Here is a 20569-nt window from a genome sequence, read left to right as displayed (position 1 = left end):
CCCCCCCCCCCCCCGGGGGGAGGTGTTGACTGAATTAGCTGAACAGCGAGTAGAAGATCGCGGAGATGGCAATCAGACCCATAATCACCACGAAGACGTTGCTGACGTGGCCGCTGTATTTACGCATCGCCGGCACTTTCTGAATCGCGTACATCGGCATCAGGAACAGGATCATCGCGATAATCGGGCCGCCAAGGGTCTCGATCATGCCGAGGATGCTCGGGTTCAGCGTCGCGACAATCCAGGTGGTGACCAGCATGAACAGCGCGGTCAGCTTGTTCAGTTTGTTGATTTCGATAGATTTGCCTTTACCGCGCAGGGACTTAATCACCATGCCGTTAAAGCCTTCGCGGGCGCCCAGGTAGTGGCCGAGGAAGGATTTGGTGATGGCGATCATCGCGATGATCGGCGCCATCCAGGCAATGATTGGCGCGTTAAAGTGGTTCGCCAGGTAAGACAGAATCGAGATGTTCTGCTCTTTCGCCGCCGCCAGGTCTGCCGGAGAGAGGCTCAGGACGCAGCTGAAGACGAAGAACATCACGGTCAGCACCATCATGATATGGGCGCGAGCCAGGATGCTGGAGCATTTTTTCTCGGCGCCTTCGCCGTACTCTTCACGCTTGGCAACCGCGAAGGAGGAGATGATCGGCGAGTGGTTGAAAGAGAAGACCATGACCGGGATCGCCAGCCACAGGGTCATCAGCAGGCCGTTGCCGGTGACGGAGGCGCCGCTCAGGGAGAGGGTCTCCAGCGCCGCGCCGTTCCACTGCGGGATCAGGTACAGCGCCAGAATCATCAGGGCGATTACGAACGGAAACACCAGAATGCTCATCGCTTTCACGATCATCTGCTCGCCGAAACGCACGATGGTCATCATACCGACGATCAGGATCAGCGACAGAATCGCACGCGGCGGCGGCGTCATGTGCAGCTGGTGCGCCATGAAGCTTTCGACGGTATTGGTGATCGCCACGCTGTAGACCAACAGGATTGGGTAGATAGCGAAGAAGTAGAGCAGGGTAATCAGCTTACCTGCGCCTACGCCGAAGTGTTCTTCAACCACTTCAGTGATGTCTTCGCCCGGGTTTTTGCCGGAGAGCACGAAGCGGGTCATACCGCGGTGGGCGAAGAAGGTCATCGGGAAGGCCAGAATCGCCATGATAATCAGGGGGATCATGCCGCCGACGCCGGCGTTGATCGGCAGGAACAAGACGCCCGCGCCGATCGCTGTACCGTACAGGCCCAGCATCCACATGGTGTCGGTTTTACGCCATCCGCTGCGGGTTTCGCCCGAAACGATGGTGCTGGTTTGAGTGGTTTCCATCTGTATCTCCTGGAGGAATCAACAAAATCTAATGAACAAATACAATTGCGTAACACGAAATTCGTTTAATTACGGTTTTTTTAGAAATTTTCTCCGTAATAATTGGGCCGGAAAGATACATTTATATGGTTTATGCATCAGTGATCGCGATCTCAAATGCAATAATCCACTTTCAATGTGCGTATTTTTAGTCCAACAGCCTGTTTCTGGTGATCAGCCAGCGATTTGTGGCGCGCAGGCTACCATTTGCAGCATATGAGATAAAAGCTGGGTGGCGTAATAACGAGGGATTTACTGTAAAAAAGAGAAGTGGTCGACGTTTTTGCGCTTAAAACCATTTTTTGCAGTGATAATTGTCGCAGTTTTTACCAACGCAAACGATTGGCTATGTAAAAATAATTTAGCTGTTTGATGAGTAACCGAAAGTTTTTTAGCGCGTTTTGGAAGTCAGAGAAAGCGTGCCCGCCAGGGCAACAGGCGCTGCCCCGGCGGGACGGAAATCAGGCGATGATTTCGTAGCAGGGAATATAGGCGGTGCCGCCCGGGAGCTTCATGCGGTGCTGGGCGACGAAGCCCTGCAGCAGATCGTCCATGCGGCGCATCATCTCCGGGTCGCCGTGCAGCTTATAAGGACCGTACTGCTCGATGGCCTGGATGCCCACCTCTTTGACGTTACCCGCGACAATGCCGGAGAAGGCGCGGCGCAGGTCGGCGGCCAGCACTTCCACCGGCTGGTCCGGGGAGAGTTTGAGGTTGGCCATGTTTTCATGGGTCGGATCAAACGGCATCTGCAGGTCCGGCGAGATACGAATCGACCAGTTGAAGCTGTAGGCGTCGTCGGTCTCGCGACGGCTCTCTTTCACCAGCGGCATCGCTTTTTTCATCTGCCGCGCCACTTCCGCCGGGTCGTCGATGATGATCCGGTAGTGGCGACGGGCGGATTCGCCCAGAGTATGGGTGATAAATTCATCCAGCACGCGGAAGTAGTCAGCGCTCTCTTTCGGTCCGGTGAGGATCAGCGGCAGCACCTGCGCTTTGTTATCCGGATGCATCAGAATACCCAGCAGGTAAAGCAGCTCTTCGGCGGTGCCGACGCCGCCCGGGAAGATGATGATCCCGTGGGCGATGCGCACGAAGGCCTCCAGACGCTTTTCGATGTCCGGCATGATGATCAGTTCATTGACCAGCGGGTTTGGCGGTTCCGCGGCGATAATGGACGGTTCGGTCATGCCGATAAAGCGGCTGTCTTTGTAGCGCTGCTGCGCGTGGCCGACGGCGGCGCCTTTCATCGGCGCTTCCATTGCGCCAGGCCCGCAGCCGGTGCAGATGTTGAGTTCCCGCAGTCCCAGCTGCGTACCGACGCGGCGGGCGTAGAGGTATTCGTTTTCGTTGATCGAGTGGCCGCCCCAACAGACGATCATGTTCGGCGCTTCGCCGACGTGCAGCGCGCGGGCGTTGCGCAGGATCGAGAACACCAGGTTGGTGATATGGACCGAACTTTCGAGATCGAGGTTCGGGAAGCGAACGGTATTGTGGATCTGGCCGTACACGAACAGGATATCGCGCAGCACGGCGAACAGGTTGGCCTGCAGGGAACGAATAATGCGCCCGTCAACGAAGGCCTCTTCCGGCGGGTTGATCAGTTCCAGCTTCACGCCGCGTTCGCGACGCAGCACGTTAATATCGAAATTTTCAAAACGGGACAGAAGCTCCTTGCTGTTATCGGTCAGGCTCCCCGAGTTGAGCACAGCAAGCGAGCAGTTGCGAAAGAGTTGATACAGATCGCTGCTGGCGGTGCGCTTAAGCATATCCACTTCCAGCTGCGACAGCATATCCATTGAACCAAGCGGGCTAACATGTGTAATCAAGTGAACTCCTTACAGGACGCTTATGGTCTTCCTGTGATTACAATAGCCCTGCGAGCGGCGTTTCCACAACCTTGCGCGCGTCTAAACGCACGCAAATTGTGAAAATGTTTATTATTGTCGGGCGAGGCGGCCGGTGGCAGGGGAAAAGTCGCCGTTACTGCGCCAGGGGTTGATATCCAGACCGCCGCGTCGCGTATAGCGGGCGTAAACGGAAAGCGATTCCGGCTGGCAGAAACGGAGAATATCGTTAAAGATGCGCTCGACGCACTGCTCATGGAATTCGTTATGGTGGCGGAACGAGACCAGATAGCGCAGGAGCTGCTCGCGGTCGATTTTCGCCCCACGATACTGGATCTGCACCGAGCCCCAGTCCGGCTGGTGGGTGATCAGGCAGTTGGACTTCAGCAGATGGCTGACCAGCGTCTCTTCCACGATTTTGCCGCTGGCGGCGCCCTGCAGGTAGTCGGCGCTGAACTGATAGTTATCGATCTCGATATCCTGATCGTCGATGCAGGCGCCGTGGAGGTGAGCAATCGGCTGGCCTTCCAGTTCATCCAGCCGATACAGCGAGACCTTGACCTCGCCCTGGGCGCAGGCGCTCAGATCGCGGGTCAGCGTCTCTTCAACCTCCTGCCAGCTGGCGAAACGCGTCTGGTTAAAGCTGTTGAGATAAAGCTTAAAGCTTTTTGACTCCACCAGATTGACGCTGGTGTCGGGCAGTTCGACGTGGCCGACGGCCACCTGCGGCAGGCCTTTGCCGTTCAGCCAGGAGAGTTCGTACAGCGTCCAGATATCGGCGCCGTGAAACGGCAGGTTGTCGGCATGCAGGCCAAGCGGGTCGCGGTTAAGGCTGCGCGGAACGCCCTGCAGCAGCGAGGCGTCATAGGTATCGCGGTAATCGGTTGATTTACCGAGCGTCAGGCCGGCCAGCGCCTGATGATTATCGTAAGAAGACATGTTTCACCATAGTAAAGCGGGTACACTATGACCCCAGTGTATCCTGTCTAACGTGAAGAGAGAAACCGGTGGACCATCAGACCGCAGAAGCGCTGCATGCTTTTACCCAACGTTATTGCGCCGCCTGGCAGCAGCAGCGCCACAGCCTGCCGCGCAGTGAAGAGCTTTATGGCGTCCCGTCGCCTTGCGTCGTCGACACCCAGGGCGAGGCCGTGTTCTGGCAGCCGCAGCCGTTTTCGCTGGCGCAAAATATCAGCGCGGTTGAACGCGCCCTGGATATTGTGGTACAACAGCCGCTTCATTCTTATTATACCACTCAGTTTGCCGGCGATATGACCGGCCGGTTTGCCGGCGAAACGCTAACGCTGCTGCAGACCTGGAGTGAAGAGGATTTTCAGCGGGTGCAGGAAAACCTCATCGGGCATCTGGTGGTGCAGAAGCGGCTGAAGCTGGCGCCGACGCTGTTTATCGCCACCCTCGAGAGTGAACTGGATGTCATTTCCGTCTGTAATCTCAGCGGTGAAGTCGTCAAAGAGACCCTCGGCACCGCCAAACGCATCACCCTTTCCCCCTCGCTTGCGGGTTTCCTCAACCAGCTTGAGCCGGTTCTGTAATCCAGTCTGCCTGGTCATTTGTGAGAGATCTCTTACAAAACCTGTAAGAGATCATCATCATTTAAGGCAAATTTAATCCAATCTTTTTTTGTTAACTTATTGGTATTAAATTGGATTTTTATTTTTTCGTCCTTTTGAGTGGGGACTAATCTTAAGAGATTGTCTCAAGAAGGGTTGTAAGAAGAGGCAGAATCAGTGATCCTATGTCTGTCGACAGGAAGTCGCGAAATGAAGCGAACATCAGGATGATGGCGCTTCTGCAGGACCCGCCAGGATGGCGTTGCAAGGACAGGCTTCAGGATGAAGCAAGGATAACGCAGGATCGCGTAATGGACACCTCCAGGATGGAGAATGAGAGCCGCTCAGGATGAACGGTGGATCTGGAAGATCGGGACAAACTTAAGGATAAGTCATTTCGCATCGGGGTGGTGTGAAAGCAGGATGCACGAGTTTATGGATGAACATGGTCAGGAGACCTCAGGAAAAGTTTTCAAGGACGAGCAGGGAGCACCAATGTAGCGGGAATGCTGCAAAACGAACCGGGAGCACTGTTTATACAGTGCTCCCTTTTTTTATTTCTCCTGCGGATTTGCTATCCTGCGCCCGGTTTTTAACTCATCGAGGTTTCCCCCATGACTCTTGACGATAGCGTGCGCGATCGCCTGCGCGCCATTGAAGCCCTGCTGCGCGAAACAGAGCACTGGCAGGAGACGGCGCCGGACAGCAGCGCCTTCGCCAGCGATAAGCCGTTTTGCCTGGATACCCTGGAGCCGCTGGAGTGGCTGCAGTGGGTCCTGATCCCGCGTATGCATCAGCTACTGGAGAGCGGCCAGCCGCTGCCGCAAAATTTCGCCGTTACGCCGTATTACGAAATGGCGCTGGATCAAGCCCACCCGGTTCGCGAATCCATGCTGGCGGAGCTGCTGCTGCTGGACGCGCTGTTTGCCGGTGAGCAGGCCTGATGCTGGAGATAATCTACCAGGACGACTGGCTGGTGGCGGTCAACAAACCGTCGGGCTGGCTGGTGCATCGCAGCTGGCTCGATCGCGATGAGAAAGTGGTGGTGATGCAGACCGTGCGCGACCAGATCGGCCAGCACGTTTTTACCGCCCATCGCCTTGATCGGCCCACCTCCGGCGTCCTGCTCATGGGGCTGTCAAGCGAGGCGGGGCGCCTGCTGGCGCAGCAGTTCGAGCAGCATCAGATCCAGAAGCGCTACCATGCGATCGTCCGCGGCTGGCTGATGGAAGAGGCGCTGCTCGATTATCCGCTGGTGGAAGAGCTGGATAAAATCGCCGATAAGTTCGCCCGCGAAGACAAAGGGCCGCAGCCGGCGGTGACCCATTACCGTGGTCTGGCGACGGTGGAGATGCCGGTGGCGACCGGGCGTTATCCCACCACCCGCTACGGGCTGGTGGAACTGGAGCCGAAAACCGGCCGCAAGCACCAGCTGCGCCGCCATCTGGCCCACCTGCGTCATCCGATCCTCGGCGACAGCAAGCACGGCGATCTGCGGCAAAACCGCAGCGCCACGGAGCATTTCGGCTGTCACCGCCTGATGCTGCACGCCAGCGAACTGTCGTTAACCCATCCCTTTACCGGTGAGCCGCTGACCCTGCGCGCCGGTTTTGACGACGTCTGGATGCGTGCGCTGTCGCAGTTTGGCTGGCGCGGGCTTCTCCCGCTAAATGAAAGGGTTGAGTTTGCCGACGACTGCGGTCAGGATGAAGAGAATAAGGTCAATCCAGGGAGATAATAGCATGGCGGAAGTCGGAATTTTTGTCGGCACCATGTACGGCAACTCGCTGCTGGTCGCGGAAGAAGCGGAAGCGATCCTCAGCGGACTGGGACACAAGGCTACCGTGTATGAGGATCCGCAGGTCAACGACTGGGAATCCTACACGGGTAAGTATGTGCTGGTGGTCACCTCCACCACCGGGCAGGGCGATCTGCCGGACAGCATCGTCCCGCTGTATGAGGGCATTAAAGATATGTATCAGCCTCATCTGCGCTATGGCATTATCGCGCTGGGCGACAGCACCTACGCCAACTTTTGCGGCGGAGGCCTGAAGTTCGATCAACTGCTGCAGGAGCAGGGCGCGAAGCGCATCGGCGAGATGCTGAAGATTGACGCCAGCGAAGATCCGGAGCCGGAGAGCGTCTCTAATCCATGGGTTGAGCAGTGGGCTACCCTGCTGGAATAAAAGCGCTGCCCTCTCCCTACGCAGAGGGCGCCCTTTCAAGATGTCGCGGCCAGATACGCGGACAGCAAAAGTGTATCCCTTTCCGGGCGGCACGCCTTCAGGCAAATGCACAATATCCTTAGCAATATCATGGGTTAAGCCAGCCGGTTTCACCGGGTCAAGAGAGGTATTTCACACTCCGGCTCTTATTGCTGCGCTTTTGACCACCCACGGCGCTGGTTTTTCATTTCCGTGAACTTCCCCCCATTCTTTCAGGCATACGCCATAAACCACCTGCAATAGCGGCGTAAAAGCTGTGTAGATGCACGGTGAGCCGCGGTGTGCCTCTTCATATACTGCTCCAGCCAGTGATAAATGCAGTGCCAGATATAACGACAACTATCAAAACACGACCACGTCATTCTGATTACCCTACAGGTTGTGCTGTTCAGAATGAACGTAGCTAAACGCTATGATTCAGGAGTACAACAATGAGTTCATTAAGTCAGGCGGCGACGGCGGCTGAAAAGCGCACCAATGCCCGCTACTGGATAGTGGTGATGCTGTTTATCGTCACCTCTTTTAACTATGGCGACCGGGCGACGCTGTCGATCGCCGGTTCGGAAATGGCCAAAGATATCGGCCTGGATCCGGTGGGAATGGGGTATGTCTTCTCCGCGTTCTCATGGGCTTATGTCATCGGCCAGATCCCGGGCGGCTGGCTGCTCGACCGCTTCGGTTCGAAGCGCGTCTATTTCTGGTCGATCTTCATCTGGTCGATGTTTACCCTGCTGCAGGGCTTCGTCGACATCTTCAGCGGCTTTGGCATTATCGTCGCGCTGTTTACCCTGCGCTTCCTCGTTGGCCTGGCCGAATCGCCGTCATTCCCGGGTAACAGCCGTATCGTGGCCGCCTGGTTCCCGGCGCAGGAGCGCGGCACGGCGGTGGCGATCTTTAACTCCGCCCAGTACTTTGCCACCGTTATCTTCGCGCCGATCATGGGCTGGCTGACGCATGAGGTGGGCTGGTCGCACGTCTTCTTCTTTATGGGCGGCCTGGGGATTGTGATTAGCTTTGTCTGGCTGAAAGTGATCCACGATCCGAACAACCATCCGGGGGTAAACAAGAAGGAACTGGAATATATCGCCGAAGGCGGCGCCCTGATCAACATGGATCAAAAGAGCAGCGCGCAGAAGGTGCCGTTCAGCGTCAAAATGGGCCAGATCAAGCAGCTGATTGGATCGCGGATGATGATCGGCATCTATATCGGTCAGTACTGCATTAACGCCCTGACCTACTTCTTTATCACCTGGTTCCCGGTTTACCTGGTGCAGGCGCGCGGCATGTCGATCCTTAAAGCAGGGTTTGTCGCCTCCATTCCGGCGGTGTGCGGCTTCGTCGGCGGGGTGCTGGGCGGGGTGATCTCTGACTGGTTAATGCGCCGCACCGGCTCGCTGAACATTGCCCGCAAAACGCCGATTGTGCTGGGGATGCTGCTCTCCATGACCATGCTGATGTGTAACTATGTCAACGTGGAGTGGATGGTGATTGGCTTTATGGCGATGGCCTTCTTCGGCAAAGGGATCGGCGCGCTTGGCTGGGCGGTGATGGCGGATACCGCGCCGAAAGAGATTAGCGGTCTTTCCGGCGGTCTGTTCAACATGTTTGGCAATATCTCCGGTATCGTCACCCCGATCGCTATCGGCTATATCGTCGGCACCACCGGTTCGTTCAACGGGGCGCTGGTTTACGTAGGTATCCATGCCCTGGTGGCGGTGCTGAGCTATCTGGTGCTGGTGGGCGACATCAAACGCATCGAACTGAAACCTGTGGTGGGGCGTTAATCATGACTACTCAATCCAGCCCGATTATTACAGAGATGAAGGTCATTCCGGTGGCCGGACACGACAGCATGCTGCTGAACATCGGCGGGGCGCATAACGCCTGGTTTACCCGCAATATCGTGGTATTGACCGATAACGCCGGCAACACCGGCGTGGGAGAAGCCCCTGGCGGAGAGGTCATCTACCAGACGCTGCTGGCGGCGATCCCGCAGGTGGTAGGTCAGGAGGTCGCCCGTCTCAATCGCGTGGTGCAGCAGGTGCACAAAGGCAATCAGGCGGCGGATTTCGACACCTTTGGCAAAGGGGCATGGACCTTCGAACTGAAAGTCAACGCGGTAGCGGCGCTGGAGGCCGCGCTGCTCGACCTGCTCGGCAAGGTGCTCAACGTGCCGGTCTGCGAGCTGCTGGGCCCGGGTAAGCAGCGTGATGCCGTCACCGTGCTGGGCTACCTGTTCTATATCGGCGATCGGCAGAAAACCGACCTGGGTTATCTGGACCATACGCCGGGCGATCACGAATGGTATCGCCTGCGCCACCAGCAGGCGCTGAACAGCGAAGCGGTGGTGCGCCTGGCGGAAGCCGCTCAGGATCGCTACGGTTTCAAAGACTTTAAGCTGAAGGGCGGCGTGCTGCCCGGCGAGCAGGAAATTGACACCGCCCGGGCGCTGAAAAAGCGCTTTCCGGACGCGCGCATCACCGTCGATCCTAACGGCGCCTGGCTGCTGGATGAGGCGATCGCCCTGTGCAAAGGGCTGCAGGATGTTCTGACCTACGCCGAAGATCCGTGCGGCGCCGAGCAGGGCTTCTCCGGCCGGGAGGTGATGGCCGAGTTCCGCCGCGCCACCGGGCTGCCGGTCGCCACTAATATGATCGCCACCAACTGGCGCGAGATGGGTCATGCGGTGATGCTCAACGCCGTCGATATTCCGCTGGCGGACCCGCACTTCTGGACGCTCTCCGGCGCGGTACGAGTGGCGCAGCTGTGCGACGACTGGGGGCTTACCTGGGGCTGCCATTCCAACAACCATTTTGATATTTCCCTGGCGATGTTTACCCACGTCGGCGCCGCCGCGCCGGGTCATCCCACCGCCATCGACACCCACTGGATCTGGCAGGAAGGCGACGCGCGCCTGACCAAAAATCCGCTGCAGATTATTAACGGCAAGATTGCCGTTCCAGACGCGCCGGGACTCGGCGTGGAACTTGACTGGGAGCAGGTGCGCAGAGCCCATGAGGCCTATAAAGCGCTGCCGGGCGGCGCGCGCAACGACGCGGGCCCGATGCAGTACCTGATCCCCGGCTGGACATTCGACCGCAAACGTCCTGTTTTCGGCCGCCACTAATTACAAAAGGATGATGCTATGACGACTTTCTCTTCCACGCCCGTTGTCACCACCATGCAGGTGATCCCGGTTGCCGGCCATGACAGTATGCTGATGAATCTGAGCGGGGCCCACGCCCCGTACTTCACCCGCAATATCGTGATTATTAAAGATAACGCCGGCCATACCGGCGTCGGTGAAATTCCGGGAGGCGAAAAAATTCGCCAGACTCTGGAGGATGCCATTCCGCTGGTGGTGGGCAAAACGCTGGGCGAGTATAAAAACGTGCTCGGCGCGGTGCGCAATCAGTTCGCCGACCGTGACGCCGGCGGCCGCGGCCTGCAGACCTTTGACCTGCGCACCACCATCCACGTGGTGACCGGGATCGAAGCGGCGCTGCTGGACCTGCTGGGCCAGCACCTTGGGGTCAACGTCGCCTCGCTGCTTGGCGATGGGCAACAGCGCAGCGAAGTTGAAATGCTGGGCTATCTGTTCTTTATCGGTGACCGCCACGCCACGCCGCTGGCCTATCAGAGCCAGCCGGATGAACAGTGCGAGTGGTATCGCCTGCGCCATGAAGAGGCAATGACGCCGGATGCGGTGGTCCGCCTCGCGGAAGCGGCCTATGAAAAATATGGTTTCAACGACTTTAAGCTGAAGGGCGGCGTACTGGCCGGTTTTGAAGAAGCCGAAGCGATCAGCGCCCTGGCGAAGCGCTTCCCGGATGCCCGCGTGACCCTCGATCCGAACGGCGCCTGGCTGCTTGAAGAAGCCATTCAGATTGGCAAGCAGCTGAAGGGCGTGCTGGCCTATGCTGAGGATCCGTGCGGCGCTGAGCAGGGCTTCTCCGGCCGCGAAGTGATGGCGGAGTTCCGTCGCGCGACGGGCCTGCCGACCGCCACCAATATGATCGCCACCGACTGGCGGCAGATGGGCCATACGCTCTCCCTGCAGTCGGTGGATATCCCACTGGCGGACCCGCACTTCTGGACCATGCAGGGGTCGGTTCGCGTGGCGCAGATGTGTCATGAGTTCGGCCTGACCTGGGGTTCGCACTCCAATAACCACTTCGACGTGTCGCTGGCGATGTTCACCCACGTCGCGGCTGCGGCGCCGGGCAAGATCACCGCTATCGATACCCACTGGATCTGGCAGGAGGGCAACCAGCGTCTGACCAAACAACCGTTTGAAATTAAAGGCGGAATGGTGCAGGTGCCGAGCACGCCGGGTCTGGGGGTTGAGCTGGATATGGACCGCGTAATGCAGGCAAATGAGCTATATAAGAAACATGGCCTTGGCGCCCGCGACGATGCGATGGCGATGCAGTACCTGATCCCGGGCTGGACCTTTGACAACAAGCGTCCATGCATGGTGCGCTAAAAGGCCGCTGGCCTCTGCGGGGGCCGGCATTGCGCGATAGCGACAGGGGTTAGCTCAAAGTAAGGACTGCAGATGAAAATAGTGATCGCACCGGATTCCTGGAAGGAGAGCCTGACCGCGCTGGAAGTAGCCAGTGCGATAGAGCAAGGCTTTCGCGAGATTTATCCTGACGCGGAATATGTCAGGCTGCCGGTTGCCGACGGTGGGGAAGGGACGGTGGAAGCCATGGTGGCGGCGACCGGCGGGCATCAGGTGCCGCTGACGGTGACCGGGCCGCTGGGGGAGCCGGTAGAGGCATTTTATGGGCTGTCCGGCGATCGCCAGTGCGCCTTTATCGAAATGGCGGCGGCCAGCGGGCTGGAAAGCGTTCCCCCGGCGCAGCGTAACCCGCTGCTGACCACCTCCTGGGGCACCGGGGAGCTGATTCGCCATGCGCTGGACGCTGGCGTGCGGCAGATCATTATTGGCATTGGCGGCAGCGCGACCAATGACGGCGGCGCCGGCATGGCGCAGGCGCTGGGGGCGAAATTGCTGACCGCCGACGGTCAGCAAATCGCGCCAGGGGGCGGTGCGCTGGAGACGCTGGCGCGCATCGATCTTGGCGAGCTTGATCCACGGCTGGCAGATTGTCGGATTGACGTGGCCTGCGATGTCACCAACCCGTTGACCGGCCCGCAGGGCGCCAGCGCGGTATTCGGCCCGCAAAAAGGGGCGACGGCGCAGATGATCGACCGGCTTGACAGCGGCCTGCGGCACTATGCCCGGATCATCGCCCGTGATTTAGATTGCGACGTGCTGAGCCTGGAAGGCGGCGGCGCGGCGGGCGGGATGGGCGCGGCGCTGTATGCGTTTTGTGGCGCTCAACTGCGCCCGGGCATTGAGATTGTCACCGATGCGCTGCAGCTGGCGGAGCGGGTGGCGGATGCTGATTTAGTGATCACCGGCGAAGGACGTATCGACAGTCAGACTATCCACGGCAAGGTGCCGGTGGGAGTGGCCCGGGTGGCGAAGCGATTTAACGTACCGGTGATCGGGATTGCCGGCAGCCTTACCGCCGATGTCGGCGTCGTGCATCAGCACGGGCTGGATGCGGTATTCAGCGTGTTGTACACCATCTGCACGCTGGATGAAGCGCTGGCCAATGCCGCCGCCAACCTGCGGATGACGGCGCGAAACGTCGCCGCGGTTTTGCAGATGGGCGGTAAGCTGTAATCGAGGTATCCCGGCTGGCGCGGTCTTCCGGGAATGTCTAAGCGATGTTGAGGTCGCCAGCACCGGCAGTTTCCGCAGCGCAAGCGGGTAAATTAACGGCAGGCTGCACGGACCGTAGGCCGGGCAAGGCGTCGCCGCCGCCCGGCACAAAAGCGGCTCCGTGCCCGCTCTCCTTGCCCGGCGGCGCGATGCCTGGCGAGCCGGGTGCAGGTCGGGAAGCCCTGTGGTTTTAGCCCCCCATCCGGCAGGCTTCGCGCGCCACGTTATCCATCTCATCCAACAGCTCAAGCAGCTCCGGCTCCAGATCCTCGGCGGCGGTGCCTGCGCGCAGCTGGCTCTCCAGAGTGTGGCAGAGCTTTTTCAGCCGCGGCACGCCGCTGTAGCTGCAGCTGCCGTGCAGTTTGTGGATCAGATCCACCAGCCCTTCCGGCTGCTCGCCGACCAGTTGCTCTTCCACTTTGTTACGCACCTCCGGCATAAAAGCGATCAGCATCTGCAGCATCTCCCTCGCCAGATCCGGCTTCATCGCCGCCTGACGCAGGGCCAGCTGCCAGTCGAGCGTCTGGTTATGGTCGATGACCGGCTCTGCGGGCGGTATCGCCGCCGGGGCGATGCTGTGTACTCCAGGCTGATAGCGCAGCAGCAGGGCGTGCAGTTTCTCTTCTTCGATCGGCTTCGCCAGATAGTCGTTCATGCCGGCGCTCAGTAGCTTCTCGCGCTGGCCCTCCAGGGCGTGCGCGGTGACGGCGATAACCGGCGTTTGCTGGTGATGCGGCAAATGATGGATAAGCTCACAGGCGCGGATGCCGTCCATATCCGGCATCTGAATATCCATCAGGATCAGATCCATCTGCAGTTGCTTGGCCTTGTCCACCGCCTGCTGGCCGCTGTCGCAGAGGATCACCTGCTGCACAAGGTCATCCAGCAGGGCGCCAATGAGCTTCAGGTTTGCCGGATTGTCGTCGACGGCCATCACGGTCATCGGCAGCTTATGGCTGTCGGCCTGGGTCAACGGCGCGGAGGCCGTCGCATGATGGGTGGCCACCAGCGCCGGCAGCAGACGGGTGGTGGTGAGCGGTTTCAACAGGCAGGCGGCGATGCCATCGCGCTTCAGGGCTTCGGCGCTGACCTGGGCATGACATGGCAGAGCCAGCAGTACGTTGTCTGACATCGCGCAGGCTTTGGCTAATTTTTCCCGGTGCGGCGACAAATCGCGCATTGAGACCGGAATACCGACCAGCAGAATGTCGTACTGGGCTTCCGCCAGCGAAGAGAAGGTGGGGCTGTAAATCACCTCCAGCGGCGTGGCGGCCAGCATCTCCAGCGTGCACTGCGCCGCCGTCGCGTTGGCTTCCACATAGGCCAGACGCTTGCCCGCCAGCCCGTCGGTATTCAGCGTATCCGGGATGGCGTTCGGGTTGAGATCGAGGCTGATATGGAACCAGAAGGTGGAGCCGCGGTTTGGCTGACTGTGGAACGAGATATCGCCGCCCATCTCCTTAACCAGACGCTGGGTGATCACCAGCCCGAGCCCGGTGCCGCCGTGGCGGCGTGAAATACTGGCATCGGCCTGACGGAAGGCCTGGAACAGCCGGGACTGGTCGCGCTCGGGGATGCCGATGCCGGTATCGTGGATCTGAATTTCGATCTGCACCCGCGAATTACTGATGGCCCGCTGCTCCACCAGCACATCGATATTACCGTGCTCGGTAAATTTGATGGCGTTGCCTACGAGGTTGGTCACAATCTGCTGCAGACGCAGCGGGTCGCCGATGACGTTATCCGGCACGTTGTTCTTAATGTTCAGCGTCAGCTCCAGCCCTTTATCGTGCGCGGAATGCGCCAGCAGGGTGACCACCTCATCAAGCGAGGTGCGCAGCAGGAACGGAATGCTCTCCAGGATCAGCTTCCCGGCTTCCAGCTTGGAAAAGTCGAGCACGTCGTTGATGATCGCCAACAGATTATTGGCCGAGCGTTCGATGGTGGTCAGGTGGTCGCGCTGCGTGGCGTTGAGATCGGTTTTCAACGTCAGACGGGTAAAGCCGATCACCCCATTGAGCGGGGTGCGCAGTTCGTGGGACATATTGGCCAGGAATTCAGACTTAATGCGCGCCGCCTCCTGGGCGCGCTTTTTCGCCAGGTCCAGCTCGACGTTCTGAATCTCCATCTGCTCAAGGGTTTCCCGCAGATCGGAGGTCGCCTGGTCGACGTTGTGCTGCATCTCCTCATGGTACGCCGCCAGCGACATGGCCATCGAGTTGATGCCGTTTTTCAGCATATCCAGTTCGCCGAGCATAAAGCCCTCGACGCGGCTGTCCAGCTGTCCGCGGCGGATGCGGTCGACGGTGTTGACCATATTGCGGATAGGGCCGGTGACGTCGCGCATCAGGCGCCAGCCGAAGATCAGCGCGATACCGATGCAGAACAGCATCATCACGCTGGAGATGAAAATCTCTTTGTACTGCTGGAGGCGCACCGATTTGAGATCCAGCTCCAGCGCGACGTAGCCCAGCATATTGCCCGGCATTTTGGCATCGGATTCGGGGGATTCATCCGGGGAATAACTTTCCGAGACGATCGGCGTGCGCAGGATCATCATGTCGCCGTCGCGGATGACGCTCAGACGACGGGGAAACGCTTCGCCTTTCGGGATCTGCAGGTCGCTGGGGTTGAGCTGGTAATTGGAGGTGACAAACAAGCGGTTATGCGAATCGTACACCGAGATGGCCCGCACGATCTCCGAGTGGCGACGATGCAGAACGCTGATCAACTGGCCGATAGATTCGCGGTTTTGCAGATTCATGCCATATTCGCTGGAGACCGCCAGCGGCTCAATAATGCTGGTGCCGGCGTCCTCCAGCTGACGTTGCAGGTCGTTATAACGGTGAGCGACAAAGAAAACACTGAGCAACAGCCCTATCAGGACGGTTGGCGCCAGAATCAGAATCATCATGCGAGCACGCAGGCTGTAGTTGGTCATGCGGTTCCATTATGGGAGAATATAGACATCATCGTTCGGTGCGCGTCGGTGCGCCTCGCGGCGCTGCCGCTCTGAACGAGCTCGTTTTATTTGATTGAGACAACTCTCTACGATGGCGCAATTCTACTCTGCAAAACGGCGTGTGACGACGCGCCAGATCATAACCGTTACAGTCAACGACCTCGATCCCTTTGGCCAGGGCGTGGCCCGCCACCAGGGGAAAGCGCTGTTCATCGGCGGCGTGCTGCCGCAGGAGCAGGCTGAGGTGGTGCTGGTGGAAGACAAAAAGCAGTACGCCCGCGCCCAGGTGAAACGCCGTCTGACCGACAGCCCGCAGCGCCAGGCGCCGCGCTGCCCCCATTTTGGCGTTTGCGGCGGCTGCCAACAGCAGCATGCCAGCATCACGCTTCAGCAGCAAAGTAAACGCGCCGCGCTGGCGCGCCTGATGAAGCGCGAGGTGGATGAGATCATCGCCGGCGAGCCGTGGGGCTATCGCCGGCGCGCGCGCTTAAGCTTGAATTATCAGCCAAAGACCCAACAATTGCAGATGGGTTTTCGTCAGGCCAGCGATAAAGCGATCGTCGATGTGGTGCAGTGCCCTGTTTTGGTGCCCCAACTTGAGGCGCTGCTGCCCGCCGTGCGCGAGTGCTTAAGCGCGCTGAGCGCATTACGCCACCTTGGCCACGTCGAGCTGGTGCTGGCGGACAACGGCCCACTGATGGTGCTGCGCCATACCGCTGCGCTGCCGGCGGCTGACAGGGAAAAACTGGAACGTTTTTCGCAAACTCACGGTCTTTCCCTGTACCTCGCGCCGCAAAGCGAGATACTGGAACATATTCACGGCGAAGCGCCATGGTATACCTCAGACGGACTACGCTTAGTGTTCAGTCCGCGGGATTTTATCCAGGTCAACGACGGCGTGAATCAGCAGATGGTGCGTACCGCGCTGGCGTGGCTGGATCTGCAGCCGGAGGACCGGGTGCTGGATCTGTTCTGCGGGATGGGCAATTTTACCCTGCCGCTGGCGACTCGCGCCGCCCACGTGGTTGGTGTGGAAGGGGTGCCGGCGCTGGTGGAGAAGGGGCGGGAAAACGCCGCCCTCAATGGTTTATCAAATGTCACCTTCTTCCATGAAAATCTGGAAGAGGATGTCACCCGCCAGGCCTGGGCGAAGCATGGCTTTGATAAAGTGCTGCTGGACCCGGCCCGCGCCGGCGCGCCGGGCGTGATGCCGCATATTATAAAACTGGCGCCGCGGCGGGTGGTGTATGTTTCCTGCAACCCGGCGACGCTGGCGCGAGACAGCGAAACCCTGTTGCAGGCTGGATATCAGATTCAACGCCTGGCGATGCTGGATATGTTCCCGCATACCGGTCATCTGGAATCAATGGTGTTGTTTGAGCGCAGGCTTACATAAGGTCATTCACAACGTCGCAGAAGAGCCGCCCCGGCCATCAATGCTGACGCGACCTGCAGGATGACATGTAGAAAGTTGAGGCTTGCCGACTTCGGCAGGCCGGTCCCTTAAGGAGAGGACAATGGTTGCGGTAAGAAGTGCACATCTTAATAAAGCTGGTGAATTTGACCCGAAGAAATGGATCGCGAGTCTGGGGATTTCCAGCCAGCAGTCGTGTGAGCGCTTAGCCGAAACCTGGGATTATTGTCGCGAAAAAACGCAAGGACACCCGCTGGCGGACCTGCTGCTGTGGCGGGGCGTCGAAATGGTGGAGATCCTCTCCACCCTGAGTATGGATATCGATACCCTGCGCGCGGCGCTGCTGTTCCCGCTAGCCGACGGCGAAGTCGTCAGCGAAGAGGTCATGCAGGAAAGCGTGGGTAAATCGGTCGTGACCCTGATTCACGGGGTACGGGACATGGCCGCCATCCGTCAGCTGAAAGCCACTCATACCGACTCGGTATCTTCCGAGCAGGTGGATAACATTCGCCGCATGCTGCTGGCGATGGTTGACGATTTCCGCTGCGTGGTTATCAAGCTTGCCGAACGTATCGCGCATCTGCGCGAGGTCAAGGACGCGCCGGAAGATGAGCGGGTGCTGGCGGCGAAAGAGTGCACCAATATCTATGCTCCCCTGGCTAACCGCTTAGGTATCGGCCAGCTGAAGTGGGAGCTGGAAGATTACTGCTTCCGCTACCTGCACCCGGCAGAGTACAAGCGCATTGCCAAACTGCTCCACGAACGCCGTATCGACCGCGAGCATTATATCGACGAGTTCGTCGGCCACCTGCGGGCAGAAATGAAAGCCGAAGGGGTCAAGGCCGAGGTCTATGGTCGGCCGAAGCATATCTACAGCATCTGGCGCAAAATGCAGAAAAAACACCTCGCCTTTGACGAGCTGTTTGACGTACGCGCGGTGCGCATCGTGGCCGAGCGGTTGCAGGATTGTTATGCCGCGCTGGGGATCGTTCATACCCACTACCGTCACCTGCCGGATGAGTTCGATGACTACGTGGCCAACCCGAAACCCAACGGCTACCAGTCTATCCATACCGTGGTGCTGGGGCCGAGCGGCAAGACCGTGGAGATTCAAATCCGCACCCGGCAGATGCATGAAGACGCCGAGCTGGGCGTGGCCGCGCACTGGAAGTACAAAGAGGGCGCGGGAGCGGGGACCAGCGGCGGCCGCGGCTATGAGGACCGTATCGCCTGGCTGCGCAAGCTGATTGCCTGGCAGGAAGAGATGGCCGACTCCGGCGAAATGCTCGACGAAGTGCGCAGCCAGGTCTTTGACGACCGGGTGTATGTCTTTACGCCGAAAGGCGACGTGGTGGACCTGCCGGCGGGGTCGACGCCGCTCGATTTTGCCTACCATATCCACAGCGACGTCGGTCATCGCTGCATCGGCGCCAAAATTGGCGGCCGCATCGTGCCGTTCACCTATCAGCTGCAGATGGGCGATCAGATCGAAATCATTACCCAGAAGCAGCCGAACCCGAGCCGCGACTGGCTCAACCCTAACCTCGGCTATGTCACCACCAGCCGCGGACGCTCCAAAATTCACGCCTGGTTCCGTAAGCAGGACCGCGACAAGAACATTCTTGCCGGCCGACAGATCCTTGACGACGAGCTGGAGCATCTGGGCATCAGCCTGAAGGATGCGGAAAAGCACCTGCTGCCGCGCTACAACTTCAACGAGCTCGATGAACTGCTGGCGGCCATCGGCGGCGGCGATATCCGTCTCAACCAGATGGTCAACTTCCTGCAGGCGCAGTTCAATAAACCGAGCGCCGCCGAGCAGGATGCGGCAGCGCTGAAGCAGTTGCAGCAGAAAACCTATGCTCCGCAGAACCGCACCAAGGACAATGGCCGGGTGGTGGTGGAAGGGGTTGGCAATCTGATGCACCATATTGCCCGCTGCTGCCAGCCGATCCCGGGCGATGAGATCGTCGGCTTTATCACCCAGGGACGCGGGATTTCCGTGCATCGCGCCGACTGCGATCAGCTCGCTGAACTGCAGTCGCATGCCCCGGAGCGCATCGTCGATGCGGTATGGGGCGAAAGCTACTCGGCCGGATATTCGCTGGTGGTCAGGGTGGAGGCGAACGATCGCAGCGGGTTACTGCGCGATATCACCACCATCCTCGCCAATGAGAAGGTGAACGTGCTGGGCGTTGCCAGCCGCAGCGATACCCGTCAGCAGCTGGCCACCATCGATATGACCATCGAGATCTACAACCTGCAGGTGCTGGGCCGGGTGCTCGGTAAGCTGAACCAGGTGCCTGATGTCATTGACGCGCGCCGTCTGCACGGCGGTTAATTCGTCTCCAGGCCGGATAAGGCGAAGCCGCCATCCGGCAATTTCGCCACGTCGGATAAGGTCGAAACGCCTTATCCGGCTGACTATTTTTTACATTTCCAGGATTGTCACATGACCCAAATCGACCGCTTGCTCGGCATCATGCGCCGCCTGCGCGACCCGGAAAACGGCTGCCCGTGGGATAAAGAGCAGACCTTTGCCACCATCGCCCCCTATACCCTCGAAGAAACCTATGAAGTGCTGGACGCCATTTCGCGAGAGGATTTTGACGACCTGCGCGGTGAGCTGGGCGATCTGCTGTTCCAGGTGGTGTTCTATGCGCAGATGGCGCAGGAAGAGGGACGTTTTAACTTTGACGATATCTGCGCCGCCATCAGCGACAAGCTGGAGCGCCGCCATCCCCATATCTTCGCTGATGCCACCGCGGGAAACAGCAGCGAAGTCCTGGCCCGCTGGGAGCAGATCAAAAGCGCGGAGCGGGCGGAAAAAGCCCAGCACTCAGCGCTGGACGACATTCCGCATAGCCTGCCGGCGCTGATGCGCGCGCATAAAATCCAGCGTCGCTGCTCGGCGGTCGGTTTTGACTGGACCTCGCTGGGCCCGGTGCTCGACAAGGTGCATGAAGAAATTGATGAAGTGATGCATGAAGCGCAGCAGGCGGTGGTGGATGAAGCGAAACTGGAAGAGGAAGTGGGCGATCTGCTGTTCGCCACGGTGAATTTATCCCGCCATTTAGGGGTCAAAGCCGAGGTGGCGCTGCAGAAGGCGAACCTCAAATTCGAGCGCCGCTTCCGCGAAGTCGAGCGCATTGTCGCTGCCCGCGGCCTGGAAATGACCGGCGTCGACCTCGATACCATGGAAGAAGTATGGCAACAGGTAAAACGCCAGGAAACTGATCTCTAACGAGTTTTCGTGATCAAGCGCGATTTGTGTGATTTTATAAATAACAAGCGCTTGATTTACGTCAAAAACATTTCGCCAAAAGCGTCTATTTTCTCTTTCCGTTATGTCGTTGAAACACCATGTAGCCTGCCTCTTCGAGTTGTTCGGGTCGCAACACAGGTGCAACTTGAAGAACGAAGGGGAGGGGAAGAATGAAAGTTTGTGGC

General features: G+C 58.9%; 15 protein-coding genes. 11 read left to right on the top strand and 4 right to left on the bottom strand.

What is annotated here, in order from left to right; all coding sequences use genetic code 11:
- Window positions 1–34: 34 nt before the first annotated feature.
- From ABLV04_RS05410 to queF, 3 genes are all read right to left on the bottom strand, one after another.
- Window positions 35–1324, bottom strand: coding sequence for an HAAAP family serine/threonine permease (locus ABLV04_RS05410; RefSeq protein ID WP_023290841.1), 1290 nt, complete (start codon window positions 1322–1324; stop codon window positions 35–37).
- Between the two features lie 500 nt (window positions 1325–1824).
- Entirely contained in the window at window positions 1825–3192 is a 1368-nt protein-coding gene (gene ppnN, locus ABLV04_RS05405) for a nucleotide 5'-monophosphate nucleosidase PpnN (RefSeq protein WP_023290840.1), read from the bottom strand.
- A 111-nt stretch (window positions 3193–3303) separates the two neighbouring features.
- Window positions 3304–4149: an NADPH-dependent 7-cyano-7-deazaguanine reductase QueF gene (gene queF / locus ABLV04_RS05400; protein WP_023290839.1), complete on the bottom strand. Its 846-nt coding sequence runs from the start codon at window positions 4147–4149 to the stop codon at window positions 3304–3306.
- 68 nt (window positions 4150–4217) lie between these two features.
- Here queF and syd point away from each other — a divergent pair, with 68 nt between their 5' ends.
- The 8 genes from syd to ABLV04_RS05360 all read left to right on the top strand — a co-directional run bounded on the left by syd (window position 4218) and on the right by ABLV04_RS05360 (window position 12704).
- The gene (gene syd, locus ABLV04_RS05395) at window positions 4218–4763 is read left to right on the top strand and encodes a SecY-interacting protein (RefSeq protein ID WP_023290838.1); all 546 of its coding nucleotides are present in this window, start codon (window positions 4218–4220) and stop codon (window positions 4761–4763) included.
- A 632-nt stretch (window positions 4764–5395) separates the two neighbouring features.
- A complete protein-coding gene (locus ABLV04_RS05390) occupies window positions 5396–5725 on the top strand; it encodes a YqcC family protein (RefSeq protein WP_023290837.1) in 330 nt (109 codons plus the stop codon).
- On the top strand, window positions 5725–6519 hold the full coding sequence (gene truC, locus ABLV04_RS05385; protein WP_064157666.1) for a tRNA pseudouridine(65) synthase TruC: 795 nt from the start codon (window positions 5725–5727) through the stop codon (window positions 6517–6519). The genes ABLV04_RS05390 and truC overlap by 1 nt, the downstream gene beginning before the upstream one ends.
- 4 nt (window positions 6520–6523) lie before the next feature.
- Window positions 6524–6967 carry a flavodoxin gene (locus ABLV04_RS05380; RefSeq protein WP_004205560.1) on the top strand — a complete coding sequence of 148 codons (444 nt, stop codon included), beginning with the start codon at window positions 6524–6526 and terminating at the stop codon, window positions 6965–6967.
- A 470-nt stretch (window positions 6968–7437) separates the two neighbouring features.
- Complete coding sequence (locus ABLV04_RS05375; RefSeq protein ID WP_044524535.1) at window positions 7438–8790, top strand: MFS transporter; 1353 nt, start codon at window positions 7438–7440, stop codon at window positions 8788–8790.
- A gap of 2 nt (window positions 8791–8792) precedes the next feature.
- A complete protein-coding gene (locus ABLV04_RS05370; RefSeq protein ID WP_049014191.1) occupies window positions 8793–10133 on the top strand; it encodes an enolase C-terminal domain-like protein in 1341 nt (446 codons plus the stop codon).
- Between the two features lie 18 nt (window positions 10134–10151).
- Complete coding sequence (gudD, locus tag ABLV04_RS05365) at window positions 10152–11492, top strand: glucarate dehydratase (RefSeq protein WP_044524533.1); 1341 nt, start codon at window positions 10152–10154, stop codon at window positions 11490–11492.
- Between the two features lie 72 nt (window positions 11493–11564).
- Window positions 11565–12704 (top strand): glycerate kinase, encoded by a 1140-nt coding sequence (locus ABLV04_RS05360; protein WP_023290832.1) that lies wholly within the window; start codon window positions 11565–11567, stop codon window positions 12702–12704.
- Between the two features lie 229 nt (window positions 12705–12933).
- Here ABLV04_RS05360 and barA read toward each other — a convergent pair whose 3' ends face one another.
- Window positions 12934–15684 (bottom strand): two-component sensor histidine kinase BarA, encoded by a 2751-nt coding sequence (gene barA, locus ABLV04_RS05355; RefSeq protein ID WP_065882018.1) that lies wholly within the window; start codon window positions 15682–15684, stop codon window positions 12934–12936.
- 112 nt (window positions 15685–15796) lie between these two features.
- On the opposite strand from barA, the gene rlmD reads away from it, so the two are divergent.
- The 3 genes from rlmD (at window position 15797) to mazG (ending at window position 20363) form a co-directional block, all read left to right on the top strand.
- Window positions 15797–17101: a 23S rRNA (uracil(1939)-C(5))-methyltransferase RlmD gene (gene rlmD / locus ABLV04_RS05350; protein WP_048335138.1), complete on the top strand. Its 1305-nt coding sequence runs from the start codon at window positions 15797–15799 to the stop codon at window positions 17099–17101.
- A 121-nt stretch (window positions 17102–17222) separates the two neighbouring features.
- Window positions 17223–19460: a GTP diphosphokinase gene (gene relA / locus ABLV04_RS05345; protein ID WP_023290829.1), complete on the top strand. Its 2238-nt coding sequence runs from the start codon at window positions 17223–17225 to the stop codon at window positions 19458–19460.
- 111 nt (window positions 19461–19571) lie between these two features.
- Window positions 19572–20363: a nucleoside triphosphate pyrophosphohydrolase gene (gene mazG, locus ABLV04_RS05340; protein WP_032453910.1), complete on the top strand. Its 792-nt coding sequence runs from the start codon at window positions 19572–19574 to the stop codon at window positions 20361–20363.
- The last annotated feature ends 206 nt before the right edge of the window (window positions 20364–20569 follow it).

Origin of the sequence: Klebsiella sp. JN_Kp127 (assembly GCF_040062505.1) — a bacterium.
Lineage (GTDB): Bacteria > Pseudomonadota > Gammaproteobacteria > Enterobacterales > Enterobacteriaceae > Klebsiella > Klebsiella quasipneumoniae.
Note: the sequence above shows the minus strand (reverse complement) of the source record. Positions and strands in the feature narration are given on the sequence as shown.